At 68.0% G+C, this 25,695-nt stretch carries 29 protein-coding genes and 1 pseudogene; 17 read left to right on the top strand and 13 right to left on the bottom strand.

What is annotated here, in order from left to right; genetic code table 11:
• Window positions 1-84: 84 nt before the first annotated feature.
• Entirely contained in the window at window positions 85-843 is a 759-nt protein-coding gene (locus ABD260_RS19160) for a hypothetical protein (protein ID WP_344234959.1), read from the bottom strand.
• Between the two features lie 177 nt (window positions 844-1,020).
• Here ABD260_RS19160 and ABD260_RS19155 point away from each other — a divergent pair, with 177 nt between their 5' ends.
• On the top strand, window positions 1,021-3,609 hold the full coding sequence (locus tag ABD260_RS19155) for an SdrD B-like domain-containing protein (RefSeq protein ID WP_344234958.1): 2,589 nt from the start codon (window positions 1,021-1,023) through the stop codon (window positions 3,607-3,609).
• A 78-nt stretch (window positions 3,610-3,687) separates the two neighbouring features.
• Here the strand turns inward: ABD260_RS19155 and ABD260_RS19150 are convergent, their stop codons facing one another.
• The 3 genes from ABD260_RS19150 to ABD260_RS19140 all read right to left on the bottom strand — a co-directional run bounded on the left by ABD260_RS19150 (window position 3,688) and on the right by ABD260_RS19140 (window position 5,353).
• A complete protein-coding gene (locus tag ABD260_RS19150; RefSeq protein WP_344234957.1) occupies window positions 3,688-3,891 on the bottom strand; it encodes a DUF7489 domain-containing protein in 204 nt (67 codons plus the stop codon).
• 39 nt (window positions 3,892-3,930) lie between these two features.
• Complete coding sequence (locus ABD260_RS19145) at window positions 3,931-4,401, bottom strand: tetratricopeptide repeat protein (protein WP_344234956.1); 471 nt, start codon at window positions 4,399-4,401, stop codon at window positions 3,931-3,933.
• Window positions 4,402-4,558: 157 nt separating this feature from the next.
• The gene (locus ABD260_RS19140; RefSeq protein ID WP_344234955.1) at window positions 4,559-5,353 is read right to left on the bottom strand and encodes a phytanoyl-CoA dioxygenase family protein; all 795 of its coding nucleotides are present in this window, start codon (window positions 5,351-5,353) and stop codon (window positions 4,559-4,561) included.
• Between the two features lie 70 nt (window positions 5,354-5,423).
• On the opposite strand from ABD260_RS19140, the gene ABD260_RS19135 reads away from it, so the two are divergent.
• Complete coding sequence (locus ABD260_RS19135) at window positions 5,424-6,260, top strand: helix-turn-helix transcriptional regulator (protein ID WP_344234954.1); 837 nt, start codon at window positions 5,424-5,426, stop codon at window positions 6,258-6,260.
• On the opposite strand, the gene ABD260_RS19130 is transcribed toward ABD260_RS19135, so the two are convergent.
• Genes ABD260_RS19130 through ABD260_RS19120 form a run of 3 tightly spaced genes read right to left on the bottom strand, consistent with a single transcriptional unit; the run spans window position 6,238 to window position 8,464 of the window.
• On the bottom strand, window positions 6,238-6,636 hold the full coding sequence (locus ABD260_RS19130; protein ID WP_344234953.1) for an MAPEG family protein: 399 nt from the start codon (window positions 6,634-6,636) through the stop codon (window positions 6,238-6,240). The two genes, ABD260_RS19135 and ABD260_RS19130, sit on opposite strands and share 23 nt — an antisense overlap.
• Window positions 6,633-7,586: an ATP-grasp domain-containing protein gene (locus tag ABD260_RS19125; protein WP_344234952.1), complete on the bottom strand. Its 954-nt coding sequence runs from the start codon at window positions 7,584-7,586 to the stop codon at window positions 6,633-6,635. Before ABD260_RS19125 ends, ABD260_RS19130 begins: the two co-directional genes overlap by 4 nt.
• Window positions 7,583-8,464, bottom strand: a complete 882-nt coding sequence (locus tag ABD260_RS19120) for a glutamate-cysteine ligase family protein (protein ID WP_344234951.1) — start codon at window positions 8,462-8,464, stop codon at window positions 7,583-7,585. Before ABD260_RS19120 ends, ABD260_RS19125 begins: the two co-directional genes overlap by 4 nt.
• Before the next feature lie 59 nt (window positions 8,465-8,523).
• On the opposite strand from ABD260_RS19120, the gene ABD260_RS19115 reads away from it, so the two are divergent.
• Window positions 8,524-9,057: a MarR family transcriptional regulator gene (locus ABD260_RS19115; RefSeq protein WP_344234950.1), complete on the top strand. Its 534-nt coding sequence runs from the start codon at window positions 8,524-8,526 to the stop codon at window positions 9,055-9,057.
• Here the strand turns inward: ABD260_RS19115 and ABD260_RS19110 are convergent.
• Window positions 9,054-9,629, bottom strand: a complete 576-nt coding sequence (locus ABD260_RS19110) for an ArsR/SmtB family transcription factor (RefSeq protein WP_344234949.1) — start codon at window positions 9,627-9,629, stop codon at window positions 9,054-9,056. The genes ABD260_RS19115 and ABD260_RS19110 overlap by 4 nt on opposite strands.
• 25 nt (window positions 9,630-9,654) lie before the next feature.
• Here ABD260_RS19110 and ABD260_RS19105 point away from each other — a divergent pair, with 25 nt between their 5' ends.
• On the top strand, window positions 9,655-10,257 hold the full coding sequence (locus ABD260_RS19105; protein WP_344234948.1) for a dienelactone hydrolase family protein: 603 nt from the start codon (window positions 9,655-9,657) through the stop codon (window positions 10,255-10,257).
• Window positions 10,258-10,288: 31 nt separating this feature from the next.
• Here ABD260_RS19105 and ABD260_RS19100 read toward each other — a convergent pair whose 3' ends face one another.
• The gene (locus ABD260_RS19100; RefSeq protein ID WP_344234947.1) at window positions 10,289-11,740 is read right to left on the bottom strand and encodes an MFS transporter; all 1,452 of its coding nucleotides are present in this window, start codon (window positions 11,738-11,740) and stop codon (window positions 10,289-10,291) included.
• Window positions 11,741-11,860: 120 nt separating this feature from the next.
• Between ABD260_RS19100 and ABD260_RS19095 the strand changes: the two genes are divergently transcribed.
• The 5 genes from ABD260_RS19095 to ABD260_RS19075 are packed head-to-tail and all read left to right on the top strand — an operon-like array spanning window position 11,861 to window position 16,304.
• A complete protein-coding gene (locus tag ABD260_RS19095) occupies window positions 11,861-13,066 on the top strand; it encodes a cytochrome P450 (protein WP_344234946.1) in 1,206 nt (401 codons plus the stop codon).
• Between the two features lie 11 nt (window positions 13,067-13,077).
• Window positions 13,078-13,728: a TetR/AcrR family transcriptional regulator gene (locus ABD260_RS19090; protein ID WP_344234945.1), complete on the top strand. Its 651-nt coding sequence runs from the start codon at window positions 13,078-13,080 to the stop codon at window positions 13,726-13,728.
• Window positions 13,725-14,870 carry an NAD(P)/FAD-dependent oxidoreductase gene (locus ABD260_RS19085; RefSeq protein WP_344234944.1) on the top strand — a complete coding sequence of 382 codons (1,146 nt, stop codon included), beginning with the start codon at window positions 13,725-13,727 and terminating at the stop codon, window positions 14,868-14,870. Before ABD260_RS19090 ends, ABD260_RS19085 begins: the two co-directional genes overlap by 4 nt.
• A 27-nt stretch (window positions 14,871-14,897) precedes the next feature.
• On the top strand, window positions 14,898-16,097 hold the full coding sequence (locus tag ABD260_RS19080) for a cytochrome P450 (protein ID WP_344234943.1): 1,200 nt from the start codon (window positions 14,898-14,900) through the stop codon (window positions 16,095-16,097).
• A gap of 12 nt (window positions 16,098-16,109) precedes the next feature.
• Window positions 16,110-16,304: a ferredoxin gene (locus ABD260_RS19075; protein ID WP_344234942.1), complete on the top strand. Its 195-nt coding sequence runs from the start codon at window positions 16,110-16,112 to the stop codon at window positions 16,302-16,304.
• Here the strand turns inward: ABD260_RS19075 and ABD260_RS19070 are convergent, their stop codons facing one another.
• Complete coding sequence (locus tag ABD260_RS19070) at window positions 16,305-17,087, bottom strand: NAD(P)H-binding protein (RefSeq protein WP_344234941.1); 783 nt, start codon at window positions 17,085-17,087, stop codon at window positions 16,305-16,307.
• Window positions 17,088-17,141: 54 nt separating this feature from the next.
• Between ABD260_RS19070 and ABD260_RS19065 the strand changes: the two genes are divergently transcribed.
• Entirely contained in the window at window positions 17,142-18,266 is a 1,125-nt protein-coding gene (locus ABD260_RS19065; RefSeq protein WP_344234940.1) for an epoxide hydrolase family protein, read from the top strand.
• Window positions 18,267-18,344: 78 nt separating this feature from the next.
• On the opposite strand, the pseudogene ABD260_RS19060 reads toward ABD260_RS19065, so the two are convergent.
• Window positions 18,345-18,632 (bottom strand): annotated as a pseudogene (locus tag ABD260_RS19060) (GNAT family N-acetyltransferase); the annotation flags it as partial.
• Between the two features lie 213 nt (window positions 18,633-18,845).
• Between ABD260_RS19060 and ABD260_RS19055 the strand changes: the two are divergent.
• Complete coding sequence (locus ABD260_RS19055) at window positions 18,846-19,340, top strand: winged helix-turn-helix transcriptional regulator (protein WP_344234939.1); 495 nt, start codon at window positions 18,846-18,848, stop codon at window positions 19,338-19,340.
• Window positions 19,341-19,392: 52 nt separating this feature from the next.
• Here the strand turns inward: ABD260_RS19055 and ABD260_RS19050 are convergent, their stop codons facing one another.
• On the bottom strand, window positions 19,393-20,274 hold the full coding sequence (locus tag ABD260_RS19050; RefSeq protein ID WP_344234938.1) for a helix-turn-helix domain-containing protein: 882 nt from the start codon (window positions 20,272-20,274) through the stop codon (window positions 19,393-19,395).
• Between the two features lie 171 nt (window positions 20,275-20,445).
• Between ABD260_RS19050 and ABD260_RS19045 the strand changes: the two genes are divergently transcribed.
• Window positions 20,446-21,276 carry an SAM-dependent methyltransferase gene (locus tag ABD260_RS19045; protein WP_344234937.1) on the top strand — a complete coding sequence of 277 codons (831 nt, stop codon included), beginning with the start codon at window positions 20,446-20,448 and terminating at the stop codon, window positions 21,274-21,276.
• Between the two features lie 160 nt (window positions 21,277-21,436).
• The gene (locus tag ABD260_RS19040) at window positions 21,437-22,618 is read left to right on the top strand and encodes an MFS transporter (protein WP_344234936.1); all 1,182 of its coding nucleotides are present in this window, start codon (window positions 21,437-21,439) and stop codon (window positions 22,616-22,618) included.
• A gap of 1 nt (window position 22,619) precedes the next feature.
• Here ABD260_RS19040 and ABD260_RS19035 read toward each other — a convergent pair whose 3' ends face one another.
• Window positions 22,620-23,189 carry a helix-turn-helix domain-containing protein gene (locus ABD260_RS19035; protein WP_344234935.1) on the bottom strand — a complete coding sequence of 190 codons (570 nt, stop codon included), beginning with the start codon at window positions 23,187-23,189 and terminating at the stop codon, window positions 22,620-22,622.
• A 54-nt stretch (window positions 23,190-23,243) separates the two neighbouring features.
• Between ABD260_RS19035 and ABD260_RS19030 the strand changes: the two genes are divergently transcribed.
• From ABD260_RS19030 to ABD260_RS19015, 4 genes are read left to right on the top strand one after another with little or no spacing between them, the layout of a single operon-like run.
• On the top strand, window positions 23,244-23,933 hold the full coding sequence (locus tag ABD260_RS19030) for an AzlC family ABC transporter permease (protein ID WP_344234934.1): 690 nt from the start codon (window positions 23,244-23,246) through the stop codon (window positions 23,931-23,933).
• Window positions 23,930-24,253 carry an AzlD domain-containing protein gene (locus ABD260_RS19025; protein WP_344234933.1) on the top strand — a complete coding sequence of 108 codons (324 nt, stop codon included), beginning with the start codon at window positions 23,930-23,932 and terminating at the stop codon, window positions 24,251-24,253. Before ABD260_RS19030 ends, ABD260_RS19025 begins: the two co-directional genes overlap by 4 nt.
• 25 nt (window positions 24,254-24,278) lie before the next feature.
• On the top strand, window positions 24,279-24,989 hold the full coding sequence (locus ABD260_RS19020; RefSeq protein ID WP_344234932.1) for a hypothetical protein: 711 nt from the start codon (window positions 24,279-24,281) through the stop codon (window positions 24,987-24,989).
• Window positions 24,989-25,690 carry a tyrosine-protein phosphatase gene (locus ABD260_RS19015; protein ID WP_344234931.1) on the top strand — a complete coding sequence of 234 codons (702 nt, stop codon included), beginning with the start codon at window positions 24,989-24,991 and terminating at the stop codon, window positions 25,688-25,690. The genes ABD260_RS19020 and ABD260_RS19015 overlap by 1 nt, the downstream gene beginning before the upstream one ends.
• The last annotated feature ends 5 nt before the right edge of the window (window positions 25,691-25,695 follow it).

The raw sequence follows: 25,695 nt of genomic DNA, 5'->3' as shown, positions 1-25,695 counted from the left end.
CCCATCACAACACCCCTTCAACCGACAGGTGTTGCAATCACCCCCTGAACCCGCCACCAGAAACGCTCCTACATCAAGCGGTGCTTACCGGGGGAGAGGTTTCACGGGCGTGTACGGCCGGGTGTCGAAGTCGATGACCACCGGCTGCGGATCAGAAGCCACCGAAACCTGAACGCGATACATAGTCCCGTCCCCCGCGATCCAGTAATGCACAGTGCCCTGTGTGTCAGGCCGATCCCGCGCTCCCGGCCCGCTCATCCTCGCCACCTCATGCCCGTTCACAGTCTCCTGACCGAGCCACGAAGCACCGTTCTGTGGCAGTAACTGCGCATTGTCCGGCCGGTCGTTGCCCAGCCCCAGTGCGATCCGCAACGCACTGTCCAGCGCACTCCCGTTCGCCTGCAACGGCCGGCTGCTCCACCCAGTCGCCGGCGGGGTAGTCGGCGCCTGATCCGGCGCATCCGCCAGCGGCGCAACGGAGACAACCGTCGGCGTCCACTGCACAAGCCCATCGCTGGACGAATTGCGCCCCTCCCCGCGGATCACCCCGTACGCCAATTTGGAACGGAAATCGACCGAAGCGGTGACCACCAGCCCGCCCGCCACATCAGGCACCGTGATCCGCACCGACCGCCCGCCGGTCTCGTAATTGCGGAACCGGGTGATCGCCAATCGATTCGCTTCGTCCGCCGTCAATGCGCGCGATTTGTCCGGACCGGAGCCTGAATCTTGGAAAAGAACCGCGGCAATCACTGCGACAGCAGTTATTCCGGCAATGACACCGGCGCCAACCAGCCATCGGGTGCGACGGCTCAGAGTGCGCGGATTCGGCAGGTTTCGCATGGCGCCGGACGCTAACAGGCGGTCAGATTCACCCAGCATTTCACCCGGCGTGTAGGTCTTTGTTACGCAGTGTTCTGGTTGGCTGAGGCGATTTAGAAGCGGATTGCGATCGGACGACCACGCTGAGCGCATGGAACAGCCTGAGCGCACAGAACCTCAAAGGGGACAGCGGCAAATATGAGCAGAGCCGGTAGAACACGGCGCGGCAGACCGGGGGATCGGCGGGTACTGCGCGCGGCATTGGCGGGCCTGTTGCTGACCGGCAGCGCCGCGGCCACGATGGTCGCGACCAGCGGCGCGGCCGGTGCCGCCAGCGCCGACGGGACGCTGACGGTCCAGGTGCTGCGCGACTTTTTCGGTACCGGCGTGATCAACGCCGCGATGGACACACCACAGCAGGGCATCGTCGTCGAGGTCACCGACACGGCCGGCCATCACGTCCGCGGGACGACGGACTCCACCGGCAAGGTGGTCGTCGCACCGTCCGCCACGCTGATCGGCGGGCAGTACCGGGTGGACGTCTCGATCCCGGCGCCGTACGACGGGTACTTGCGGGCCGCACCGGCCTCCACGGCCGACAACCACTTCGACAGCTTCACGTCGTTCGTCGACCTGCGCAACGGCAAGGACGACTCGGTCATCACCGCGGTCTGGAACCCGGCCGACTACACGTTGCCCGATTCCAGGTACTACGTGCCGGTGCAGAGCCCGGCCGTGAACTCCGACGGCTCCGCGCCCGACCCGAACGCGCGGGCGCTGGTGTCCTTCGGCCAGGACGCCCGCGGTACCTGCCCGGACCAGCTGCCTTGCCCGAAGGTGATCAACACCCAGGCCCAGGTGGGTACGACCTGGGGGCTCGCGTACGACAAGTACCGCAAGCGCATCTTCCAGGCCGCGTTCGCGAAACGCTTCACGGCGTACGGTCCGGAAGGCGCCGGCGCGATCTACACCACCGCGCTCGACGGCTCCAGCGCGCCGACGCTGTTCGCGAAGGTGCCGGGTGTCGCGGTGACGCCGCACGGTCCTGGCGACATGCGCAAGGACCCGCTGTTCACCGATGCCCCGGGCAAGGAAAGCATCGGTGGTCTCGCACTGTCCGAGGACGGTGAGACCCTGTATGCGGTGAACCTGTTGACCCGGCGGCTCGTCAGCTTCGACGCGACCGGTGACAGTGCGCGGCCGGCGAAGTCCGTACGCATCCCCGACCCCGGGTGCGCGTTCGCGGGCGACTGGCGGCCGTTCGCGCTGACGGCTCACGACAGCAAGCTGTACGTGGGCGGCGTGTGTTCCGCGGAAAGCACCAAGCAGCGCGATGACCTGAAGGCGGTCGTCTACAGCTATGACGGCACGACGTTCACACCCATACTGACCCAGGGGCTCGGGTTCGCGCGCGGTCAGGTCCTGATGGGGATGATTCCCCCGTCCACCAACCACTGGAACCCGTGGGACACCAGCCTGCTGAACTGGGACAGCCGCGCGGCCGGCACCAACCTGTTCGTCAACCCGCAGCCGGAGCTTGCGACCCTCGCCTTCAGCCGGAACGGATCGATGATCCTCGGCTTCCGGGACCGGTTCATGGATGTCATCGGCAACGGTATGGACCCGCGACCGGGGAACGACACGATCCAGACGGGCATGTCCGGCGGCGACATCAACATGGCCTGCGCCAAGCCGGACGGCGGGTACGACTGGGAAGGGACCGGGAGCTGCCCGAACCACGGAACGACCGCGACCAACGGGCACGAGCCGGAGGGCGTGATCGAGTACTTCCACGGTGACTTCTTCGACCCGAACCGGTCCGGCAACGGTCTGCACCAGGAGACCTCGCAGGGGTCGGTCGCCTACATCCCGCAGCAGGACTGGGTGGTCAGCACCGAGCTCGACCCGGCCCGGGACGTGAACTCGAACGGCGCCGGCTTCTACAACATCGACACCGGCATCGGGCCCGGTCAGGAGAACCCGAAACACGGGTACCAGTTCGTCGGCCCCGCCAACAGTTTCGGCAAGGCGGGTGGTCTCGGCGACATCGCGTACGCGGCCGCGAACGCACCGATCCAGATCGGCAACATCGTCTGGTTCGACGGTGATCACAACGGCATCCAGGACCCGTACCACGAGGACGAGGTGCCGCTGAAGGACGCGACCGTCAACCTGCTGGATGCCGACGGCAAGCAGGTGGCGACCACGAAGACGGACGCCGCGGGCGAGTACTACTTCGGCGGGGTCGGCGCAGCGTACGAGCTGACGCGCGGCGCCAAGTACACGGTCGAGTTCAATGTGTGTACTGCCGATACGAGCAACGTGCCGCGGACACCGGCGGCCACGGACCTTCGGTTCACGCTCCCGGTCGCAGGCAATGATCGTGCGCACGACTCGAATGTCACGCCACCCACCAGCGGGCAGCTCTGCAAGGGGTACGCCCCGGTGACCGCACCGGCAGTCGCGGGCGGGGTCGATCACACGATCGACGCCGGCGTCTACATCCCACTGCCGACGCCTCCGTCCACCCCACCGCCGACGACACCGACTGCCTCGCCGACACCGTCGCCTACGGTCACTCCGTCGACGACCCCCTCGGTCACTCCGACCATGTCGCCGACGTCATCGCAGTCGCCGTCAAGTCCGCCCAAGGAGCCAGGCGGTTCGCTGGCCGCGACCGGCGCGAACGTGCCGCCGCTCTTCCTGATCCTCGGCGGCTTCCTCCTCGCCGCGGGCGCCGTTCTGCTGCTGATCAGCCGGAAACGCCGCGCCGGCCGGCAACACTGAAATAGCTAACTAGTGTCCCGCCCAAGCCTCGGCCTGGGCGGGACATTGCTTCGAGGAAGCAACTGTTGTGCTGGAGAACTAATCGCGGTGCGGATCGGCGCCGGCGTCCTTGGTGACGCGGTCGCCCACCTCGAGTTGTTTCCAGAGGTCACGTTTGACCTTGACGTCCTGCACTTCGCCGCTGTCGAGCTTGATCTCGAGCTTGCGATACAGATTCGCGCCGTCGTACATCGCCCGAGACTTTTTCACGACGATCCCGCTCCAGCCATCTTCGCGGTCCATCGCTCCTCCTCTGCGTCAGCTACGTGGTCACCACGAACCTTAGCGATCCCCGGACTCCCGCAGCCGATCGGCGAGGTCGGCGAGCCCGGTGCGGATCAGGCGCCCGTAGTCGTCGTCTGCCAGTACGCCGATGGTGTCGCGGGCGTGCTGGAGGTGGTCGCGGGCGCGGTCAAGGTCGCCCAGCTTGCGGTAGCACTCGCCGACGTTGAGGTGCAGGGACGGATAGAGGCCGGTGACGGAGAGGGGTACGCCGGCCTGGGCAATCTCCTCGTCGGTGATCCGCTCCGCCGCGGCCAGTGCCTTCAAGTCCCACGCAAGCTCTTCGGCGACCTCGTCCTGTACGTCGGCCATCGAGTGCGCGAGGACGCAGACATGCAGCGGTTCGCCTTGTTCGGCGCCGATGTCCGTCCAGAGCTGCGCGAACAGCTCCCGCGCCGCGTCTCGCTTCCCCTGCCGATGATGAAGATCGACACCTTCACCGATCCGGGCCATGGTCGGATCAGCAGTCATCAGCAGCTCCTCGATCGACGCCAGGTCCAAACCAAACCCTAACCACCCACCGGCGCAAACTGCGGGGTTCACGTCTGAGGTGGTCTGTTAACCACCCGCATGCGGGGGGTGAAGGGTGTAGTTGAGGGGTTCACGTTTGAGATGGGGTGGGGTGGGACTACTGCGGGGTGGGCCAGAGTTGGGGCTGGATGGTGGGGTGGGTGTAGTCGGGGGTGGGGTTGTGGGGGACGAGGGTGTCGTTGGGGTGGGTGGAGCCGGGGCGCCAGCGGTTGGTGGTGGGTTGGAGGTGGATGGCGATCGAGCGGCGTGGGGCGGAGCTCAGGTTGGGAGAGCTGCCGTGGACGGTGCGGCAGTTGTGGAAGCTGACCTGGCCGCGTTTCATCCGCGGTACGACCGGCGTCGGATCGAACCCCTGCGCGACAATCGACGCCTCCAGCGCAGCCGAGTCCTGCGAGAAGAAGTCCAGGCCCGTGATGTCCCACCGATGGCTGCCAGGCAGGAACGCGACGGCTCCGTTGACCTCGTCGACATCGTGAAACCCGACCCAAGCAGTCAGCATGTCTTCCGAGCTGCACGACTGCCAGTACTGCCGATCGGTATGCCAGCCAACCTGCGCCACCCCACCCGGCGGCTTCCACAACAACTGGTCGTGCCACAACCGAATCCCCTCCGCACCGGACAACGCGGCCGCGGTTTCACCGATCGCCGGATGCCGTACGAGCGCGGCCAACTCATCGACCCGCAACGAGGAATAGTCGTTCTTCCGCAGCACGTCCCCATCGGACGGCTGCCAACCCCGCGTGGCCGGTACGTCCGGAAGCGAATGATCGTGATCACCCGCGTAGAACCGCTCCATCCCCCGCTCCGCCGCATCAAGTACTTCCGGCGGGACAATCACCGGCGAGATCCAATAGCCGTACTCACGGTAGAAGGCAATGTCCTCAGGCTTCATACCGCCCAACCTAGAAACCGCACCAGAAAACGGCGTTGCCGATGTTCAGCCGACCGGACACAATCTTCAGGTGTCCTTGTACCGGCCGGACGGCCTGCGCGCCGGCTTCCATGCCGAGGGTTTCCCCGGTACGAGCGGCCTGGTGCACGCGGGTGAGCAATGGGCGCCCGAGCATTTCCTGATCGAACCGCATGTCCATCCGGTCTGGGAGATCTACCTCCAGCAGCACGGCACCACGCACTGGATGGCCGGCGGTGAGAGCTACGTCCTGCATCCGGGCCACCTGTTCGCCGTGCCACCAGGTCTCATCCATCACCTCGCGGGCCGGTCCGGCAACCACCACTTCTACTTCGCGGCAGTCGACCTGGAGCCGGTCGTACGACGCCATCCCGCTCTCGCGCCGCACTGGCCGACGACCGTCGTACACACCGAGGCGGGAGAGCTCGCGTACGCGTTCGCGCAGCTTGTCCGTGAACTCACGACCCGCTACGAGTACACCGACCTCGGCCTGGAGCTGGCCGTTGACCATTTGATCCTCGCGGTTTCCAGAGCGCTGGCGCCGACCGCCGTACCGCAGCTGGCAATGCACCCCGCGGTGCGTACGGTCAAACGCCTGCTGGACCAGGAGTTCCACGAACACTGGACGCTCCGTGAGCTCGCCGATCGCGTCGGGCTCGCCCCGGCGTACCTGGCCGAGCTGTTCGCGAACGAGCTCGGCCAGCCGCCGCACCGGTACCTCAGCGAGCGCCGCATCGACCGCGCCCGTCAGTTGCTGGAGGCAAGCGATGTCACGATCACCGCGCTCGCGCTGAGCCTCGGGTTCAGCTCCAGTCAGCACTTCGCGCGGGCGTTCCGGCAGCACACCGGCAGTACGCCGACCGCGTTCAGAGCGTCACGATCGCGGTGACACCGAGCGCGATCCCGACGAGATAGGTGCCGACGGCACCGACATCTCTCAGCGGTCCGTGCGTCGCCAGTGTCGACGAGGTGAGGATGCCGACCGCGTGCACGGTGCGTACGACGACAGCGGCCACCGCGAGTACGCCGATCAGCGGACTGTCCGACAACGCCGAACACACCAGCAGCAGCACGATCATGGTCGGGATGTACTCGGCCGCGTTGCCATGCGCACGCACCGCGATCAGCAACCGATCGCTCGGATCGGTCGGAATCTGGTTGCCAGTGCCGCGCAACGCACGGTTGCGACTGACGTTGGCGCCGAGCAGGAAGAGGAGTATGCCCATCAGGGCGATGCAAACGACGGTGACGGTGCTGAGGTTCATACGAGTGCTCCTTCGAACAAACTGCTCACGATGGTGTGACTGAGTCGGGTCCCGAGCAGTGCGTCGGTCTTGTGCATGCCGCCGGGACAGGTGACGTTGACCTCGATCAGCCGGCCGTCGATCACGTCCGCGCCGGCGATCACCAGGCCGTACCCGCGCAGGACCGGCCCGAGCGCGGCGGCGATCGCGCGGTCGTGGTCGTCGATTCCGGCCGCTGCGACCGGCGGACCGATCCGGAAGTCGTCGGCGTCCGGCCGCCGCAGGACCGCGCCGACGATCTCGCCGTCCAGCAAGAACAATCGCTTGTTGCCAGCAGCAACCGCAGGCAGATACTCCTGGGCAATCACCAGCCGCCCGCCGGACGTTGCCGATTGCAACAAAGCGGCAGCGCTTCGATCATCCGGTACGAGCCACACATCATGCCCCGCGAACCCGTCGACCGGCTTCACCACCGCTGTACCGACAGCCGCGACGAACGACCGCAACGCGACCGGATCAGCCCCGACGTACGTCGCCGGGCACAAGTCCGGAAACCGCAGCGCGACGAGCTTCTCGTGCATCGCCCGGATCCCTTGCGGCCGGTTGATCATCCGCGTGTCCTCCACGAGGTCCAGCAAGTACGTCGTATGCAGGTACCGCGCATCAACCGGTGGATCGATCCGTACGTGCACGACCTCGAACGACGCGACCTCCACAACCGCACGGTCGAGCTCGTCCCACCAGGTCTTGTCGACAATCCAACGATGATCGCCGCGTTGTGCGGTTCGCGGCCGGAGGCGGATGCGCCGCGCGTACGCCCGGACCTGCCCGTCGGCAAAGGCCAGATCTTCCGGCGAGCAGCACCAGACCTCGACGCCTAGGTCCTGCGTCGCACTCATCAGTCCGATGCTGGCGTCGACGTCGGCCTGCAATCCGGTCAGCGGATCAGTGACGAACAGCGCGCCGTTCATGCCGCCACCACCTGATCGAGGGCACCCCACTGCTCCCGGAGAGAAGCCGGTTCCAGCCGCCGGAGTACGTTGCGCCGGTGCATGTCGTCGTACATCAACCGACTGAGCTCGGCGACCGCCTGATCGAGCGCGGCCGGTGGTTGCGCATCGAGGAAACGGACTTCCAGATAGCGCCCGCGCGGCCGAACGGGCGGGAAGAGCGTGCTGACATGCTCCGCCGGACCGCCGTCCACAAAGACCTCCGCGCCGGCGGCGAAGGCGGTGTAGGCCGCGATCGGATCGTCACCGCGCAGCAGCCGATCATCGAAGCCCGTACGCGCTGGATCGACCGCCAGCCAGATCGCGATCCGCTCACGATCACGAGCGAAACGCGCCGCAAGCATCGGACCGGCAAGGTTCAGCACGCGCCACTGCTCGAGGCCGACCGGTCCGGGCCACCAATCCAGGCAGATCTGGGTGGAGGTGGTCCGCCGCATCATCCGGCGACCGGCCGGACCGATCCGGTCGAAGTGCCGCTGCATCGCGACGTACCGCGGCGAGGTCAGTTGCAGCGGTACGTCCGGCCGCCGATCGACCGGGGTCTCGTGCAGCGTGATCCCGTACGCCGCCAATCGGCTGCGAAGGTCGGCCGCCAGCAAGCGCAGGTCGCGTACCGGCTCGGCCGAGGGCGGCAGGCTCAACTCGAGCTGACCGCCCGGTTCGAAACTGAGGTACGGCGCCGCGAGCGCGTCCGCCGCCGCCCGCCGGACCGTACCGATCGGCACCACGCCCCCATCCGCGCCGGCGACGACGTACTCCTGCTCGATCGCGACCCGCGTCGTCCGGCTGCCGCGGACGAACAGCCCGGCCACTACTGGGTGAAGCTCCTTGGCATCCATCGGCCCCTCCCTGATACCGTAAGGATTCCTGTCAAAATATTGGAAGGTATCCTTACGGCATGTCAAGGGCTGAGGTGCCACGTCCAGAAGTTCGCCCGCTGATCGCGCTGGTCGATCGGGCCCATCGGGCGCTGCAGTCGGACATGGTTCGCCGGGCGCACGCGGACGGGCACGCCGAGGTGAAGATGGCGCACAACTCGGTCTTCGGCACGCTGCATGCCGAGGGCGCGCGGGCCGCGGAGATGGCGGCCCGGGCCGGGATCACCCGGCAGTCGATGGGTGAGGTGATCCGCGACATGGTCGGGCTCGACCTGCTGGAGATGCGCGAGGACCCGAACGACGGGCGCGCGAAGGTGGTCACCTACTCCGAGCACGGGCTGGAGGTGGCGGGGGACGGCTTCCGGTACCTGATCGAGCTCGAGAAGCGGTTCGCCGCGGAGTTCGGCCCGGAGGAGTACGCGGTCGCGCGGGACGTACTCGCCCGGGTGGCCGGCGTCCTGGACCGCTACGCCACCGAAACCACCGAAACCAACGCCGAAACCAACGCCCAAGCCGCAGCCGAAAACACTCAGACCGAAGCCGGCGAGGCTTAGTCCTCGTCTTCGGCCGGCGGTAAAGTCGGGTAGCCGATCATCGGGTACAGCCCGACCGCGAAGCCGTACGTCGTGTCACCGGCCCGCGGCAACCGATCGAAATCGTGGATCAACGCGTCCACCCGCTGCCAGAACTCCGCCGCCCGGTCCTCCGGGATCCGCGCGTGCCGGATGAACGACCGCATTTGCCCGGCGTCGTACGCCGGTTTGGACTCCCCGGCCGCGACCTCGAAGTCGTTGAAGTCCGGCGGCAACTGCCCGTCCTGCCGGCCGAGCCCGACGAAGAACATCCGCGCCGCGCGCCCGTAGAACCGTTCCTCGATCGCCCGGACCCGCCGGGTCCGGACCACGCGCAGGATGCCCGCGTCGGCGAGCACCTTCACGTGATGAGCGACCGTGCTCTTCGGCCGCCCGACCGCGGTGGCCAGCTCGGTGACGGTCGCAGCCCGCTCGTGCAGCAGCCCGAGAATCGTCGTCCGCAACGGGTCGCTGATCGCCCGCACCTGCTCGGCGGTGGTCAGCTCGACCGTCTCCGCGAGCTCGTAGTCGGGCACCTCACTGTTGATCGGCATGGTCCGATTAGACTAACATCGCCGATTGTTCGAGATATTTGGATCATTGGAGCGGATGATGACCGAGGTCGTGCTGTACCACCACGCGCAGGGACTGACCGACGGGGTGCGGGCATTTGCCGACGAGCTCCGGCAGGCGGGTCACACCGTGCACACGCCGGATCTGTACGAGGGCAACACCTACGCGACCCTCGAGGAGGGCATCGAGTACGCGCGCAGCACCGGCTTCGGGGTCGTCCTGGAGCGCGGCATCGAGGCGGCGCAGAGCCTGCCGGAGCGAGTCGTGTACGCCGGGTTCTCGCTCGGCGTGATGCCCGCGCAGAAGCTGACCCAGACCCGTCCCGGCGCGGTCGGCGCGCTTTTCTACTACTCGTGCCTGCCGGTGGAGGAGTTCGGCAGCTGGCCCGATGGCGTACCGGTGCAGGTGCACGGGATGGACCAGGACCCGTTCTTCACCGAGGAAGGCGGCGACCTGGACGCTGCCCGCGCCCTGACCGCCGCCGTCCCCGAGGCTGAACTGTTCCTCTACCCCGGCAAGGAACACCTCTTCGCCGACTCGTCCCTCCCCAGCTACGACGAGCCCTCAGCCAAGCTCCTCCTGCAGCGCACGCTCGACTTCCTGGGCTGAGGTCGGCATGTGGACAGTACGTATATGTCCACTACGCCGGATTGGCGAGGCGCTCAGGCGTGGCGGGCTCGGCAGCAGGCGTATACGTACTGTCGAGCTGCCGATTGCGGGGGATGAAGGCGGCGATCGCGAGGGCCGCCAGGGCGGCGCCGGCGCCGATCAGGAGGACGGTGCGGAAGCCGGTTTGGGACGGGAGGGTGTAGCCGCCCAGGGAGATGGTGAGGTTGGCGAGGATCACGCCGGCTACCGCGCTCGACACCGACGTACCGATCGAGCGCATCAGGGTGTTGAAGCTGTTCGCGGCAGCAGTCTCGGAGACGGGTACGGCGGCCATGATCAACGCGGGCATCGCGCCGTACGCCAGGCCGATGCCCGCGCCGATCAGCAGCGATACCAGCACGAGCTCCCAGACCGAACCCATCAGCACACTGCCCACGCCGTACCCGGCCGCGACCACGACCGCACCGAGCATCAGCGTCACCTTCGGGCCGCGGGCCTTCGAGATCTTCGCCGAGAACGGCGCCGTGATCAGCATGATCAACCCGGACGGCCCCATCACCAGACCGGACGCGAGCATCGACTGGCCGAGTCCGAAACCTGTTGCCTTGGGCATCTGCAGCAACTGCGGCAGCACCAGCGACATGGCGAACATCGCGAACCCGAAGACCATCGACGCGAGGTTCGTCAGCAGTACCTGTGGGCGGGCGGTGGTGCGCAGATCGACGAGCGGCTCGTCGGTCCGGGTCTCCCACCAGCCCCAGGCCAGCAGCGCGATCACCGCGAGCGCGAACAGGCCGAGCGTACGCCCGCCGGTCCAGCCCCAGCTCGCGCCCTGAGAGATTGCCAGCAGCAACGAAATCAGGCCCACCGACAGCCCGATCCCGCCGAGCAGGTCGAACCGGCCGCCGGAGCGGACCGACGATTCCGGTACGAACCGCAGGATCAGCGCGAAGACGATCACGCCGAGGCCGGCCGACAGCCAGAACAGCGTGTGCCAGTTGAAGTTCTCCGCGAGCAGTGCCGCCGCGGGCAGGCCGAGCGCGCCGCCGACGCCGAGCGAGGCGCTCATCTGGGCGGTCGCCGTACCCAGCTTCTCGCTGGGGAGTTCGTCGCGCATGATGCTGATGCCGAGCGGGATCACGCCGGCGGCCAGGCCTTGCAGCGCGCGGCCGGCGATCATCGGTACCAGTGAGCTGCTGAGCGCGGCGACGACCGAACCGGCGACCAGCAGGCCGACGCTGATCAGCAGCATCCGGCGTTTGCCGTACATGTCGCCGAGCCGGCCCATGATCGGCGTCGCGACCGCGGCCGCGAGCAGGGTGGCGGTGATCGCCCACGCGGTGCCGGCGGCCGAGGCGTTGAGCAGCCGGGGCAGCTCGGGGACCAGCGGGATCACCAGGGTCTGCATCAGCGCGACCGTGATACCGGCCGAAGCGAGCACCGGCACGACGGCGCCGGTACGCACGGATGGAGCTGCGGACATCAGTTGCCTCCGAGGCGGAGATAGATAGTTGGTTTCTGCAACCATACGTTAAGTCAGTCAGTTGACTTAAACAAGTCCGCGAGGCAAGCTGGGGGAAAGAACACACGGAGGTGATGATCTGTGACCGATAGTGATCAGCTCGCCGAGTACCCGATCCCGCCCGTCGACGCGATCGAGCCGCCGCCGGAGTGGGAGCGCCTGCGGCAGCAGTGCCCGGTGGCGCACGTGAAGCTGCCGAGCGGCGATCAGGCCGCGCTGCTGACGCGGTACGACGACGTCCGGCAGCTGCTGTCCGACCCACGGTTCACCCGGACCGGTGAGGGCGCGGCGCGGCTGTCGGCCGAGGGCGTCGGCATCTTCGACCGGCCCCGCAACGACGTACCGCAGTCCGGCGAGGGGCACCAGCGCTGGCGGCGGCGGATCACCAAGTGGTTCACCGCCAAGCGGATGGCGGAGCTGCGGCCGTCGATCGAGGCGATGGCCGACCAGTTGGTCGACGAGATGATCGCGCACGGGCAGCCGGCCGACCTGAAGGCGAGTCTGGGCTTTCCGCTGCCGGTGTGGGTGATCTGCGAGCTGCTCGGCGTACCGGCCTCCGATCGCGACCGGTTCTCGCACTGGTCCGACACCTTCCTGAACCTGAGTCGCTACTCGGCCGCCGAGATGGAGACGGCGCAGTCCGAGTTCCGGGCGTACATGGCCGGGCACGTCGCGGCCAAGCGGGCGCACCCGGGTACTGACCTGCTGAGCGACCTGATCACCGGCACCGATTCGGCAGGGGAGTCGCTGACCGACGAAGCGCTCGTGTCCACCGGCACTGGTCTGCTGATCGCCGGGCACGAGACGACCACCAACATGATCGGCAAGATGGTGGCGATGCTGCTGGCCGACCGGGACCGCTGGGAGCAGCTCGTCGCGGACCCCGGTCTGGTACGAACCGCCGTCGAGGAAACGCTCCGGTACGACGCGAACGCCGGCTTCGGCATGATCCGGTACCTGTCCGAAGAGCTCGAACTGTCCGAGGGCGTGCTGCCCGCGGGAACGACCGCGATCTGCAGCATGGCATCGGCCAACCGGGACGAGCGGATCTTCGCCGAGCCTGCTGAGATGGACCTGACGCGCAGCCCGAACGTGCACCTGACCTTCGGCGCCGGACCGCATTCGTGCATCGGTCAGTCGCTGGCCCGGACCGAACTGCAGGTGGTGCTCGAGGTCCTGCTCCGGCGCCTGCCGACCCTTGCACTGGCCGGGCCGGCAGCGGAACTTCCGCTGGTCGAGGGGCTGCTCGTCGGCGGATTGCGGGAAGTACCAGTGGTTTGGAGGTAATCAAGGTGATGATGGCAAAAACCGAACGGCCGGAGCGGTCGGCGCGGGTGAACGCCACCCGGGAGCTCATCCTGAGTACGGCCGAGCGGCTGTTCGCCGAGCGTGGCGTGCACGAGGTGTCCAACCGGCAGATCAGCGAGGCGGCCGGGCAGGGCAACAACACCGCGGTCGGGTACCACTTCGGTACGAAGACCGACCTGGTCCGGGCGATCGTGCACAAACACGCCGTACCGGTCGAGGAGCGGCGGCGGGAGTTGATCGCCGAGCTCGGCGCGGAGCCGGACGTCCGCGACTGGGTGACGATCCTGGTCCGGTCGGCGACTGATCACATGGACAGCCTCGGCACGCCGAGCTGGCTGGCCCGGTTCAGCGCCCAGCTGATGAACGACCCGTCGCTGCGGGAGATCCAGCAACAGGAATCGCTCAGCGCGCCGATGCTGCAGCAGGTCGTCGAGGGGCTGGGCGAGCATCTCGCCGAGCTGCCGCCGGCGGTCCGGATCGAGCGTGGGGACATGGCCCGGCACCTGATCATCCAGATGACTGCCGAGTTCGAGCGGGCGCTGGCCGAGGGCCGGCCGACCGCGCGGGCCAGTTGGCAGGAGATGGCGGATGGCCTGATCGACGGGATCGTCGGTCTGCTGACCGCGCCGGTGACCGGATGAGCGTACTCGTCGTAGGAGCATCCGCGGCCGGGTTGACGACCGTGGAAGCCCTGCGGCGCAAGGGATTCCGGGATCAGGTCACGGTGCTCGGGGCGGAGTGGCATCCGCCGTACGACCGGCCGCCGTTGTCGAAACAGTTCCTCTGTGGGGACTGGGACGAGGACCGGACCCGGCTGCGGCCGGAGGCGATGCTGTCTGCGCTGGACGCTTCCTTTGTCCTTGGTGATCCCGCGGTCGCTTTCGATGCTGGTTCGCGTACGGTGACGACCGCTTCGGGGCGGACATTGACGGCTGACTCGGTGGTGATCGCGACCGGCCTCACGCCGCGCCGGCTGCCAGGAGTGCAGTTCGACGGTGTGCATGTTCTGCGTACGCTCGATGATGCTTCCGCCCTGCGAAAGGACTTTGCGGAGGCGAAGCGGCTGGTCGTGGTCGGTGATGGCGTACTGGGTGCCGAGATCGCCGCTACGGCACGGAAAATGGGCCTTGCGGTGACGATGGCCGGGCCGCAGGCGGTGCCGTTGGAGAGCCAGCTCGGTCCGGTGATCGGTGGACTGCTTGCCGAGCTGCACAGATCCGAGGGCGTCGAGCTCCGGTTGGGTACGGCGGTGGTCGGCCTGACTGCGCTCGACGGTCGAGTGAGCGGCGTACAGCTTGCCGACGGCAACGTAATCCCGGCAGATGTGGTGGTCGTCGCGCTCGGCGCCACACCCGCGACCGAGTGGTTGTCAGACAGCGGTCTTACGATCGACAACGGTGTCGTTTGCGATGCGTACTTGCGAGCGGCGGATGGCGTGTACGCGGCCGGTGATGTCGCGCGCTGGCAGTACGACGATGCGCTGATCCGCCTGGAAAACCGGACCAATGCGACCGAACAGGCCTTGTGCGTCGCGGACAACCTCCTCGGCGCGGATCGCCCGTACACGCCGGTGCCGTACTTCTGGACCGATCAGTTCGCCGCGAAACTCCAGGTACACGGCCGGCCGGCCGCCGACGCCGAGGTGGTGGTTGCCGAGGGCAACCTGGAGGCCCGGCGCTTCGTCGCGCACTACCGGCGGGACGGGCGCGTGGTCGCGGTGCTCGGCTGGAACCTGCCGAAACAGACTCGCCTGCACCGGGGACAGCACCTCGAGCCGGCGTAATGCACACATCTCTGGGGAAGGAATCGCATGAGTGTTCCTGTCTATCCGATGACCCGGGCAACAGGGTGTCCGTTCGATCCGCCGCCGCAACTGCGTGACCTGCAGGACGAGGCGCCGCTGGTCAAGGTGCAGGTCTTCGACCGGACCGCGTGGCTGGTCACGCGGTACGCGGACCAGCGCAAGCTGCTCGCCGATCCACGGCTGAGCTCCGATGTCGGCAAACCGGGGTACCCGAACAGCGTCGCCCGGCCGTTGAAGTCCGACGAGGACACGGGGATCGGGTTCATCCTGATGGACGACCCGGAACACTCCCGGTTGCGGCGGATGGTGACGGCGCCGTTCATGATCAAGCGGGTCGAGGCGATGCGCCCGCGGGTCCAGGAGATCGTCGACGAGTTGATCGACGACCTGCTCGCCGGTCCGAAGCCGGTCGATCTGGTCACGGCGTTCGCGCTGCCGGTGCCGTCGCTGGTGATCTGCCGGCTGCTCGGGGTGCCGTACGAGGACCATGACTTCTTTCAGCAGAACAGCAAGACCTTGATCCGTACCAGTGCGTCGGTCGAGGAGCGTACCGAGGCGCGGAACAATATCGGCCGGTACTTGAACGAGCTGATGGGCGAGAAGCTGGCGAACCCGCAGGACGATCTGCTCTCCGGCCTGGCCGAGCGGGTGAAGGCCGGTGAACTCACCCGGCGGGACGCGGCCGGTATCGGCGTACTGCTGCTGATCGCCGGTCATGAGACGACCGCGAACATGATCGCGCTCGGTACGCTCGCGCTGCTGGAGCATCCGGACCAGCTGGCCGTACTGCGGGAGACCGAGGACCCGAAGCTGGTCGCGGGCGCGGTCGAGGAACTGCTGCGGTACCTGAACATCACGCACAACGGACGGCGGCGGGCCGTACTGGAAGACATCGAGTTCGCCGGTGAGGTGCTGAAGACCGGTGACGGGGTGATCTTCCCGAACGATCTCGGCAACCGGGACGCGGACGCGTTTCCGGACCCGGACCGGTTGGACGTCACCCGCGACGCGCGGCATCACATCGCGTTCGGGTTCGGCGTCCATCAATGCCTTGGGCAACCGTTGGCGCGGATGGAACTGCAGGTCGTGTACAGCACGCTCTACCGCCGCATCCCGACGCTGCGCCGGGCCGTCGGCCTGGACGAGATCCCGTTCAAGCACGACGGCGCCGTGTACGGCGTGTACTCGCTCCCCGTGACGTGGTGAAAGGAAAGCACCGTGAAGATCATCGTGGATCAGGACAAATGCGTCGCCTCCGGCCAATGCGTGACCGCCGCCGCCGACGTCTTCGACCAGCGTGACGAGGACGGTGTCGTCGTCCTCCTCACCGACAACCCTTCGGAAGAGCTGTCCGCCGACGTCCACCAGGCCGCGGCAGTCTGCCCGGCCCTGGCGATCCTCGTCGAGGACTGATCAGCTGAAGGCAGCCGAGTTCCGGTCGGCCCAGGCGCGGAAGGTGCCGGCGGGCCGGCCGGTGCGGTCTTGGACGGTCGTCGTGATGAGGTCGGACGCCGGCCGGTTCTGGGCGCTGCCGATGAGTGCCTCGACCAGCTCCGGCGGCCGGCCGTCGGAGAGCAGTTGGGCGCGGGCCTCGTCGAAGGGCGTCGGCTGGAAGGTCAGCTCCCGGTTGAGCGCTGTGCCGAGGATCCGTACTTGGTCTGACCGGCTGACAACTTCCGGTCCGGTGAGGGTGAGCGTCGTGCCGGGATCGGGCTGGCGCAGGACGCCGGCCGCGACGGCGGCAATGTCAGCGGGATCGATCACGGCAGTGGCGGCACTGTCCGGTCCGCGGACGACATCACCGGAGCGGAGCTGTCCGGCCCAGCCGAGCGCGTTGGACGCGAACGTGTCGGCCCGCAGGATCGTCCACTCGACCCCGGATTCGCGGACGGCCGTCTCCAAGCCGGCGTGCAACCAGGTGATCGGATCGGTCTCCGCACCGAATCGCACCGCCGACGACGACAGATAGACCACGCGCCGCGCGTACTTCGCGATCTTGTCGAGTACGGCCGCGCCGCCGTCGCTGGTCAGGAAGGGCCAGACCAGAAAGACCGCGTCGGCGTCCCGGAGCGCGTCGTCGAGGCTGTCCGGTTTCGCGAGGTCGGCGCCGGTGGAGCGATCGAGCGGCTTGGCGTCCGGCAGCAAGGCGGTCAGCTCACGCCCGACGTTTCCGCTGGCGCCCGTCACGAGGATCATGTCATCCGGCAACTACCGGCGGCCGTGCCCGTATTCCCGGGTACGCTCAGGGAGATGATTTCCGAGTTCCGGATTGCGGTTCCGGATGCAGAGCTTGCCGGGTTGCGGGAGCGGCTGCGGGCGATTCGTTGGCCTCGGCAACTACCTGGTGACGGGTGGGAGCGGGGCGTGCCGGTCGAGTACGTGCGGCACGTGGTGGAGCGGTGGTTGGCGTACGACTGGCGGGTGTGGGAAGCGCGGTTGAACGCGTACCCGCAGTTCATCACCAGGATCGACGGGCAGACGGTGCATTTCCTGCACGTACGGTCGCCCGAGCCGGACGCGCTTCCGTTGGTACTGACGCATGGCTGGCCGGGATCGGTGGCCGAGTTCCTGGATGTGATCGGTCCGTTGACCGATCCGGCGGCGTACGGGGGTGATCCTCGGGACGCGTTTCAGCTAGTGGTGCCGTCGGTTCCGGGGCATGGGTTCTCCGTACCGCTGGAGTCCGGCTGGGATCACGGGCGGATCGCGCGGGCGTGGGTGGAGCTGATGCGGCGCCTGGGCTACGAGCGGTACGGGGCACAAGGTGGTGACACCGGATCGGTCGTGTCGCCACTGGTGGGGCAGCTCGATCCGGAGCATGTGGTTGGCGTACATATCAATGGAGGTTTGGCTTTCCCGGATCTTGAGCCGGGTGATCGCGAGCAATTGGACGAGGTCGAGCGGGAGCGGTTGGCGGCGGCGGAGCGGTTGCGTGCGGTCGGGACCGGGTACGCCGATTTGCAGGGGACGCGGCCGCAGACGGTGTCGTTCGGGTTGAGTGACTCACCGGTCGGGCAGCTGGCGTGGATTCTGGAGAAGTTCTGGGAGTGGACCGATCCGGCGCGGGCCTTGCCGGAGGATGCGGTTGAGCTGGATCATCTGCTCACCGATGTCTCGATCTATTGGTTCACCAATACCAGCGCGACGTCCGCCAATTTGTATTACGAGAATCGCCGGAGCGTTGACGATTTGCGGCCGGGGGTGCCGACCGGAGTGGCTGTTTTTCCTACTGATCCGGCGATTCGGCGGGTGTCAGCGCGTCGGCATCGGATTGTGCACTGGTCGGAGTTCGGCCGGGGTGGGCATTTCGCTGCTCTCGAGGCTCCGGATTTGCTCGTCGATGATGTGCGGGCGTTTTTCCGGCTCGTTCGGTAGGCGGGCTGGGGCCAGGTAGGTGAGGAGGGTGCCGTCGCGCTCGACGATGGCGTCCGGCCAGCGGCGGCGGACCATCCGGATCGAGCGTTCGTTGGCGGCGCTGACGACAAACAGGAAATGCGTCGCGCCGGAGGCGATCGCGTCCGCGGCGGCGATGGACAGCATCCGGACGCCGAGGCCGCGGCGCTGCTCGTCCTCCCCGATCACGGCGGCGAGCTCAGCTGTCATCCGCCCGCCGGCTCCACCCGCGCTGTCAGCCGCGCCGCCTGGCAGGCAGGTGGAGCCGTGCGCCCAGGCCCACATCGCGTGGCCGACGATGGTGGCGCCCCGGGTCGCGACGAAGGCGGCGCCGGCCGGGCAGAGCATCCGCAGCAGTACCGCCGGGCGGGGTGGGTGACCGATCGCGGTCTGGAACCGGAAGTAGCGGCTGAGGTCGGTCAGCGTCATCAGCATCGTGGCCAGCGCGTCCGCGTCGGGTTCACCGGCACGGCGGACGGCTGGCGGTCCCGCCTGAGTCTGGTTCACGGATTCAGCGTTCCTGGCTTGGCTGAGTCTGTCAAGCGGACTTATCCTGGTGGGATGAGCACGGTACTGGACGAGCAGGTTCCGGAGGCGATGAACTGGTCGACGGAGAACTGCACGATCTCCCGGATCATGGAGATCCTCGGTGACAAGTGGACTTTTCACGTTCTCCGCGAGTTGTTCGTCGGTGTCCGCCGGTTCGAGGACATCCGGGCCCGGGCCGGGATTCCGCGGCAGGTGCTGACCGAGCGGCTCGCCGGGCTGATCGAGCGCGGCCTGATCCGCCGGCACCCGTACCGGCTGGCCGGCCAGCGGGAGCGCTCCGAGTACCGGCTGACCACCGCCGGTCTGGACCTCTACCCGGTGCTCGTCGCGATGATCCAGTGGGGCGACCAGTACCTGCCGCTCGCGGCCGGCCCGCCGATCGAGCCCCGGCACCGCGGCGACTGTGGCGAACGCGTCACCGTCACCATGCACTGCGAAGCCGGCCACGACCCGGCGCCCCGGGACGTCGCCTTCCGCCCCGGCCCGGGCGCCGAGCGCCGCAAGTAGCCCCGGCCGCCCTCAGCCGAACCGCGCGGCCGGCTCAGGTGCGTACCGGCCGTCAGTAGTTGTCGAGCGCCTCGATCGCGCGGCGGATCAGGTTCTCCGTCTCGCGTGGCTGCGCGGCCGTGATCGACACCGCGTCCATCGTCACCGCGTACGTGTCCAACTCGTCGCGCTTGTCCAGGTAGATCGCGCTGGTCAGGTGCTCGATGTACACGATGTCGGGCAGATCCGAGTCGTTGAACCGGAGCAGCGTGAACGCGCCGCCGGTCGCGGTGTACCCGCCCTTCTCGAACGGGATGATCTGCAGTGTCACGTTGTGCCGCCGCGAGGCCTCGAGCAGGAACACCAGTTGCGCGCGCAGGACCTTGACCCCGCCGATCGGCCGCCGCAGTACGGATTCGTCGACGACTGCCCACAACCGCGCCGGTCGTTGCCTGGTCAGCACTTCCTGGCGGCTCATCCGCAGCGAGATGAGCCGGTCCTGCTCGGGGCGTGACAACGGCTGATCCTGCTGGCCGAGCTGGACGACCGCTCGCGCGTACTCCGGTGTCTGCAGCAGGCCCGGGACGAACTGGAGCTCGAACGTACGGATCAGGTCGGCCGCCATCTCCAGGCCGAGATAGGAATGGAACCACGACGGCGTCAGGTCGTCGTACCGCTGCCACCAGCCCGGGTTGTTCGCCTCGCGGGCCAGCGTCAGCAGCCGGTCGCGCTCCTCGGGGTCGTCGAGTTTGTAGAGCGTCAGCAGGTCGTCGACATCGCGGACCTTGAAGCCGACCCGGCCGAGCTCCAGCCGGCTGATCTTCGACTCCGAACCACGGATCGCCCAGCCCGCGTCGCTGCGGCTGACCCCGGCGTCCTCCCGTAGCCGGCGCAGGTGGACTCCGAGCATGATGCGCAAGGCGGTCGGACCGCCGTAAGCGCCTGGCTCGGTCACGTCTCGCCTCCCACAGCTTGTCCCGACGCATGCCCAGGTAACAGTTGATCATTCCACAACGAATCCGGAACCACCGCATGATCACCCGGACACGCGGTGTGTTCAGCGCACCTCACAGTCAGTAGAGTCTGACGCACAGAACTCCCGATCACTCTCTGCGAGGTTCACCACATGGTCGATGCTGCCAACGCGCCAAGCTCGATCCCGGTCGGCGTCGACACCAGCCGGGCCAGCATCGCCCGGGTGTACGACGCCTTCCTGGGCGGCAAGGACAACTTCGAGGTCGACCGGGAGGTGCTGCGTGGGGTCCAGGCCGCCGCGCCGCAGGCCCAGGACCTGGCCTGGTCGAACCGGAACTTCCTGATCCGTTCCTGCCGCTTCCTGGCCGGCCAGGCGGGGATCACGCAGTACCTGGACTGCGGGTCCGGCCTGCCGACCGCCGAGAACACGCACCAGGTCGTGCAGCGGATCCAGCCCGAGGCGAAGGTGCTCTACATCGACAACGACCCGGTGGTGCTCGCGCACGGCCGCGCGCTGCTCGAGGAGAACGAGAACACGCTGTTCGTCAGCGCCGACATCTTCGACCCGGACGAGGTGCTGAACAAGCCCGAGGTGCGCGAGTTCCTCGACTTCAGCCAGCCGATCGCGGTGATGCAGGCCGGCACGCTGCACCACTACATCGGCACCGAGGGCGCGCAGATCATGCAGAAGTACGTCGACGCGGTGGTGCCCGGGTCGTACACGGTGATCTCGCACTTCTACGACCCCGAGACGCCGGAGCACTCCGCGGTCGCGCAGAAGATGGAGGACAAGTTCATCCACAGCCCGATGGGCAGCGGCCGGTTCCGTACCCGCGCGGAGCTGATGGAGTTCTTCCCCGATCAGGAACTCGTCGCCCCGGGCCTGGTGCTCTGCGACGACTGGTGGCCGGACGGCCCGCGGATCAAGCCGCTGAACCAGGTCGAGGAGTGCATCGTCGGCGCGGTCGGCCGCAAGCTCTGATGACGTAGCACGGAATGCCCGGGACCCTGCGTGGTCCCGGGCATTCATGCTGTTCGGCCCAGGACCGCGCCGGTGGGCTGCGTCGGCGGGCTGCGCCGGCGGGCCTGCGGCCGTTGTGCGCGGCGGTTTGCTCCAGCGGCCGCCGGGTACCGCCGAGTGGATGACCGGAACCGCGGAACACACTGGAACGCGGCGCCGTGGGCCGTTCCTGATCACCGCCGGAGCATTGTTCGTCCTGCTCTTCGACGGCAACCTGCCGACCCCGCTGTACAGCGTCTATCGGCAGCGCTTCGGCTTCTCCGGGACCGAACTGACACTGATCTTCGCCGTGTACATGGCGGTCCTGGTCCCTTCGCTGCTGGTCTTCGGGCAGTTGTCCGACCAGATCGGCCGGCGACGCGTACTGATCGGCGGTTTGAGTCTTGGCGCCGTCGGACTGATCCTGCTCGCCGCGGCGCAGAACACCGCCTGGCTCTTCGCCGGCCGCATCGCCGCGGGTATCGCGCTCGGAGCGACCGCCGGGACCGCGGCCGCCGCTCTGGTCGAGCTCGAACCCGGGGATGACAAGAACAAGGCGGCGCTCGCGACCGTACTGGCGCAGAGCGGTGGCAGTGCGGCCGGGCCGTTGGTGGCGGGCGCCTTGGCGGAGTGGGCGCCGGCGCCACGGCAACTGTCGTACGGCGTGGGACTCGTGCTCACCGTGGTCACGGCGATCGCCGTCTCGCGGCTGCCGCGCGAGCAGGTCAGCGGACGATGGCGGCCGCAGCGTCCATCGGTGCCGGCGGAGATCCGGACTCGTTTCGCTCGCGCTGGTCTGAGCGCCGCGACCGTCTGGGCAGTCGGCGGGATCTTTCTTTCGGTGGTGCCGTCGTACACGGCGCAACTGCTGCACACGCACAACCTGGCTTTGCTTGGTGCGGTCTCGGCGATGATGCTGGCCGCTGCCTGCGCCGTTCAGGCGGTCTCGGTCCGGATTTCGTTGTCGCCGCAGCGTGCCCAGCCGGCCGGCTTGCTGGCGCTGGTCGCCGGGCTGGCCGCTCTGATCGGGGCCTTCCCGGCGAAGTCCCTCGTACTCGTGGTGCTCGCCGCGGTACTGGCCGGTTCCGGGCTCGGGCTGACGTACTTCGGCGCTCAGTCGGAGATCAATCAGCTGGCGCCCGGTGAACAACGTGGTGAGGTGACCGCAGCCTTCCTGACCTGCGTGTATCTCGGGGTTGCCGCGACCGCTATCTCGGCTGGGTTGCTGAGCGACCTATACTCGCTGCCAACCGCGATTGCCGCAGTGGGCGTCGCGGCCGGGGTGACCGCGTTGGGTGCCTTCGGATGGCAGTTGAAGCGCTGATTCAGATGTGCTCGGAGACAAGGGTTGCCGCCGTGTTGTCCTCCAGGGCCTGGAAGACGTGAGCCTGGTCGCCGGGGTAGGCGATGTAGTCGCCGGGGCGGAGCTCGACCGGGTCGTCGCTCGGGCCGACCAGCGCGCGGCCGGAGCCGAGGATGACGTGTTCGACGACGCCGGGCATGTGCGGATCGGCCTTCCGGCCGGGGCCGGGGGAGGCGACGATGCGGTAGATGTCGCGGCGCGCGTTCGGCGGGCAGGAGGCGACCAGGGTGGCGCTGTAGTCGGACCACTCGGAGTAGATCGCGGGGCCGTCGCCCGCGCGGATGACCTGCACCTTCGGCCGGGGCGGGTCGACCAGCGCGGCGAACGGCGTGTCCAGCGCGACCGCGAGCGCCCACAGCGTCTCGACGCTGGGGTTGCCGGTACCGGACTCGAGCTGGGAGAGCGTCGACTTGGCCACCCCGGCCCGCTTCGCTACCTCGGTCAGCGACAGGCCGGACCGGGCCCGGTGCCGGCGCAGGGAACTGGCGATCACGTCCAGTGGTGCCTTGCTGTCCATCGGTGTTCGCTCCATCGGTATGGTCGTTCGCCTTGACGAACGAGGGTCGCGTTGTTCATCATAATGCCCATGCGTTCGATCTGGCGAACACTCGATCGGGGACTGGCCCGGGACATCGCCCTGGTCTGCCTCGCGGACGGTGTGGTCGGGCTGTCGTACGGCGCGATCAGTGTCGGCGGCGGGCTGCCGTTGTGGGTACCGGTCGTGCTGTCGCTGATCGTGTTCGCCGGGGCATCGCAGTTCCTGTTCGTCGGGATCGTCGCGGCCGGCGGTAGCCCGATCGCGGCGATGATCGCCGGCCTGCTGGTGAACAGCCGGCACGTCGCGTTCGGCCTCGCGGTCAGTGATGTGATCGGAAGCGGCTGGCGGCGGTGGGCGGGCAGTCATCTGATGACGGACGAGAACGTGGCGTTCGCGATGGGGCAGGACGAGCTGCGGCAGAAGCGCGCGGCGTACTGGGCGTGCGGGGCCGGGATCTTCGTCTGCTGGAACCTTGGGGTGGTGGTTGGTGGTTTGGCGGGGTCGGTGATTACCGATACCGACGTTTTCGGGTTGGACGCGGCGTTCCCGGCGGTGCTGTTGGCGCTGGTGCTGCCGTCGCTGCGTGATCGGTCGACGCGTACGGCGGCGCTCGTCGGTGCGGTGATTGCCCTGGCCGCCACACCGTTCTTGCCGGCCGGGTTGCCGGTACTGCTGGCGCTTGTCGGGTTGCTGTTCTATCGCGCCGAGAAGCCCGCGCTGAAAGAGGTGGCATCGTGACGAACACTCCGTTGTTGCTGGCCGGGATCGGGGTGCTTGCCGTAGGCACCTTTTCGTTGCGGTTCGCCGGGCCGGCGTTGCGCAGCCGGTTCGAGGTACCGGAGCGGGCGCAGAAGTTCCTGGCGGCGGCCGCGATCGTGCTGCTGACCGCGCTGGTTGCCACGGCGGCGTTGACCGCGGGGCACGGTCCGGCCGGGATCGCGCGGCCGGCCGGCGTACTGGTCGGTGGCGTACTCGCTTGGCGAAAGGTGCCGTTCGTCCTGATCGTCGTCGGCGCGGCGGCAACAGCAGCCGTACTCCGCCTCCTCGGCGTTCCGTAGCCCGCACACCGGATAGCGTGCGGGCATGAGCACGTACCCGGGGCAGCCTGCGGCGCCGAAGAAGACCCTGACCTGGATCGCGATCGCCTGTTTCGCGCTCGGGGTGATCGTGACCGGCTTCTTCGTCTGGCGGATCGTCGTCACCGCGCCGCGCTCACCCCAGCCGATCGAGGGCGGCACGGTGCATCTGACGAAAGAGGGCTTGACCGTGTACGCGTCGGTCCCCGCGCTCCGCCCGCCGTGCGACGCCAAGGACGCGGCCGGCAACGACGTACCCCTGAAGGCGCCGGGCGGGTCGGAAACGATCACCATCAACGGCAACTCCTGGTACGTGGTCGCCCGCTCGGTGCACCCGGTCCCGGCCGGCGACTACAGCATTTCCTGCAAGGACACCGAGTCCAGCGCCACGTACGCCGCCGGCCCCCGGATGTCGGTCGTCGCCTTCGTCGTCTCCATCCTCGCCACCATCTTCTCGTTCCTGATCTTCATCGGCCTCGGCGTGGTCTTCCTGGTCATCAGCCTCATCCGCAACCACCGCCGCAACCGCCCCGGCAACACCTTCCCCGGCGGCCCCACCAACCCAGGCGGTCCCTCGAACCCTGGTGGACCCACCAACCCAGGCGGGCCCACCAACTATCCGCCGGCCGGCCCGCAGTACCCGCCGAACCCCGGCCAAACCTTCCCCAGCCAGCCGTACAACCCAGGCCCCAACCCCGACCGCCCCCAGGACCACTGATGGACCTCAACTGGCCGGGCTGCCGCAACGCCCGCGACGTCGGCGGCCTCCCGACCGCCGACGGTCAGGTGATCCGGAGCGGCGTACTGATCCGCTCCGACAGCCTGCACTACCTGAACGCGGAGGGGATCGCCGCGGTCCGGTGCTCCGGCGTCGGCCGGATTCTCGACCTGCGGGGTGATGGGGAAGTGGAGAACGCGCCCACACCGTTCACCGGTACGCCGCTCGCGGTCCGGCAGCGGCTGGCGGACCCGGCCGACCCGGACCACGGGCAGCCGACGATGGTCGCGGCGTGTACCTGGATGCTGGATCGGCGCCCGGAGCTGTTCGCGGCCGCGGTGAAGGCGATCGCGGACGAGGAAGCCGGCGCGGTCGTCGTGCATTGCCACGGCGGAAAGGACCGGACCGGGATGGTGGTCGCGCTGGCGTTGAGCGTCGCCGGCGTACCCGAGGACGAGATCGTCGCGGACTACTTCCTGACCCAGTCGCGGCTCGCGGCCCGGCTGGACGAGCAGCTGGCCGAGGAGCCGGATGTTTCGAAGCACCCGGAGATGATCGAGTTCCGGGACACCCGGGGCGAGACGATCGTCGCGATCTTGCGGTACCTGGGCGCGAAGTACGGCGGGCCGGAGGCGTACCTGCGGCGAGGTGGTCTCACTGGCGACGACCTCAGGAAGCTGAGAAGGCGCTTAGTGGGCTGACCTCG

Origin of the sequence: Kribbella hippodromi, assembly GCF_039531045.1 — a bacterium.
GTDB lineage: Bacteria > Actinomycetota > Actinomycetes > Propionibacteriales > Kribbellaceae > Kribbella > Kribbella hippodromi.
Note: the sequence above shows the minus strand (reverse complement) of the source record. Positions and strands in the feature narration are given on the sequence as shown.

Bases quoted from the DNA above. Each gene is read 5' to 3' on its own strand.
- ABD260_RS19150 (WP_344234957.1), bottom strand. From the start codon at position 3,891: ATGGACCGCGAAGATGGCTGGAGCGGGATCGTCGTGAAAAAGTCTCGG.
- ABD260_RS19045 (WP_344234937.1), top strand. From the start codon at position 20,446: ATGGTCGATGCTGCCAACGCGCCAAGCTCGATCCCGGTCGGCGTCGAC.
- ABD260_RS19100 (WP_344234947.1), bottom strand. From the start codon at position 11,740: ATGTCCGCAGCTCCATCCGTGCGTACCGGCGCCGTCGTGCCGGTGCTC.
- ABD260_RS19020 (WP_344234932.1), top strand. From the start codon at position 24,279: ATGAGCACGTACCCGGGGCAGCCTGCGGCGCCGAAGAAGACCCTGACC.
- ABD260_RS19160 (WP_344234959.1), bottom strand. From the start codon at position 843: ATGCGAAACCTGCCGAATCCGCGCACTCTGAGCCGTCGCACCCGATGG.
- ABD260_RS19090 (WP_344234945.1), top strand. From the start codon at position 13,078: ATGGCAAAAACCGAACGGCCGGAGCGGTCGGCGCGGGTGAACGCCACC.
- ABD260_RS19030 (WP_344234934.1), top strand. From the start codon at position 23,244: ATGCGTTCGATCTGGCGAACACTCGATCGGGGACTGGCCCGGGACATC.
- ABD260_RS19110 (WP_344234949.1), bottom strand. From the start codon at position 9,629: ATGCCGATCAACAGTGAGGTGCCCGACTACGAGCTCGCGGAGACGGTC.
- ABD260_RS19065 (WP_344234940.1), top strand. From the start codon at position 17,142: ATGATTTCCGAGTTCCGGATTGCGGTTCCGGATGCAGAGCTTGCCGGG.
- ABD260_RS19080 (WP_344234943.1), top strand. From the start codon at position 14,898: ATGAGTGTTCCTGTCTATCCGATGACCCGGGCAACAGGGTGTCCGTTC.
- ABD260_RS19070 (WP_344234941.1), bottom strand. From the start codon at position 17,087: ATGATCCTCGTGACGGGCGCCAGCGGAAACGTCGGGCGTGAGCTGACC.
- ABD260_RS19085 (WP_344234944.1), top strand. From the start codon at position 13,725: ATGAGCGTACTCGTCGTAGGAGCATCCGCGGCCGGGTTGACGACCGTG.
- ABD260_RS19130 (WP_344234953.1), bottom strand. From the start codon at position 6,636: ATGAACCTCAGCACCGTCACCGTCGTTTGCATCGCCCTGATGGGCATA.
- ABD260_RS19155 (WP_344234958.1), top strand. From the start codon at position 1,021: ATGAGCAGAGCCGGTAGAACACGGCGCGGCAGACCGGGGGATCGGCGG.
- ABD260_RS19040 (WP_344234936.1), top strand. From the start codon at position 21,437: ATGACCGGAACCGCGGAACACACTGGAACGCGGCGCCGTGGGCCGTTC.
- ABD260_RS19115 (WP_344234950.1), top strand. From the start codon at position 8,524: ATGTCAAGGGCTGAGGTGCCACGTCCAGAAGTTCGCCCGCTGATCGCG.
- ABD260_RS19125 (WP_344234952.1), bottom strand. From the start codon at position 7,586: ATGAACGGCGCGCTGTTCGTCACTGATCCGCTGACCGGATTGCAGGCC.
- ABD260_RS19035 (WP_344234935.1), bottom strand. From the start codon at position 23,189: ATGGAGCGAACACCGATGGACAGCAAGGCACCACTGGACGTGATCGCC.
- ABD260_RS19120 (WP_344234951.1), bottom strand. From the start codon at position 8,464: ATGGATGCCAAGGAGCTTCACCCAGTAGTGGCCGGGCTGTTCGTCCGC.
- ABD260_RS19145 (WP_344234956.1), bottom strand. From the start codon at position 4,401: ATGACTGCTGATCCGACCATGGCCCGGATCGGTGAAGGTGTCGATCTT.
- ABD260_RS19015 (WP_344234931.1), top strand. From the start codon at position 24,989: ATGGACCTCAACTGGCCGGGCTGCCGCAACGCCCGCGACGTCGGCGGC.
- ABD260_RS19140 (WP_344234955.1), bottom strand. From the start codon at position 5,353: ATGAAGCCTGAGGACATTGCCTTCTACCGTGAGTACGGCTATTGGATC.
- ABD260_RS19055 (WP_344234939.1), top strand. From the start codon at position 18,846: ATGAGCACGGTACTGGACGAGCAGGTTCCGGAGGCGATGAACTGGTCG.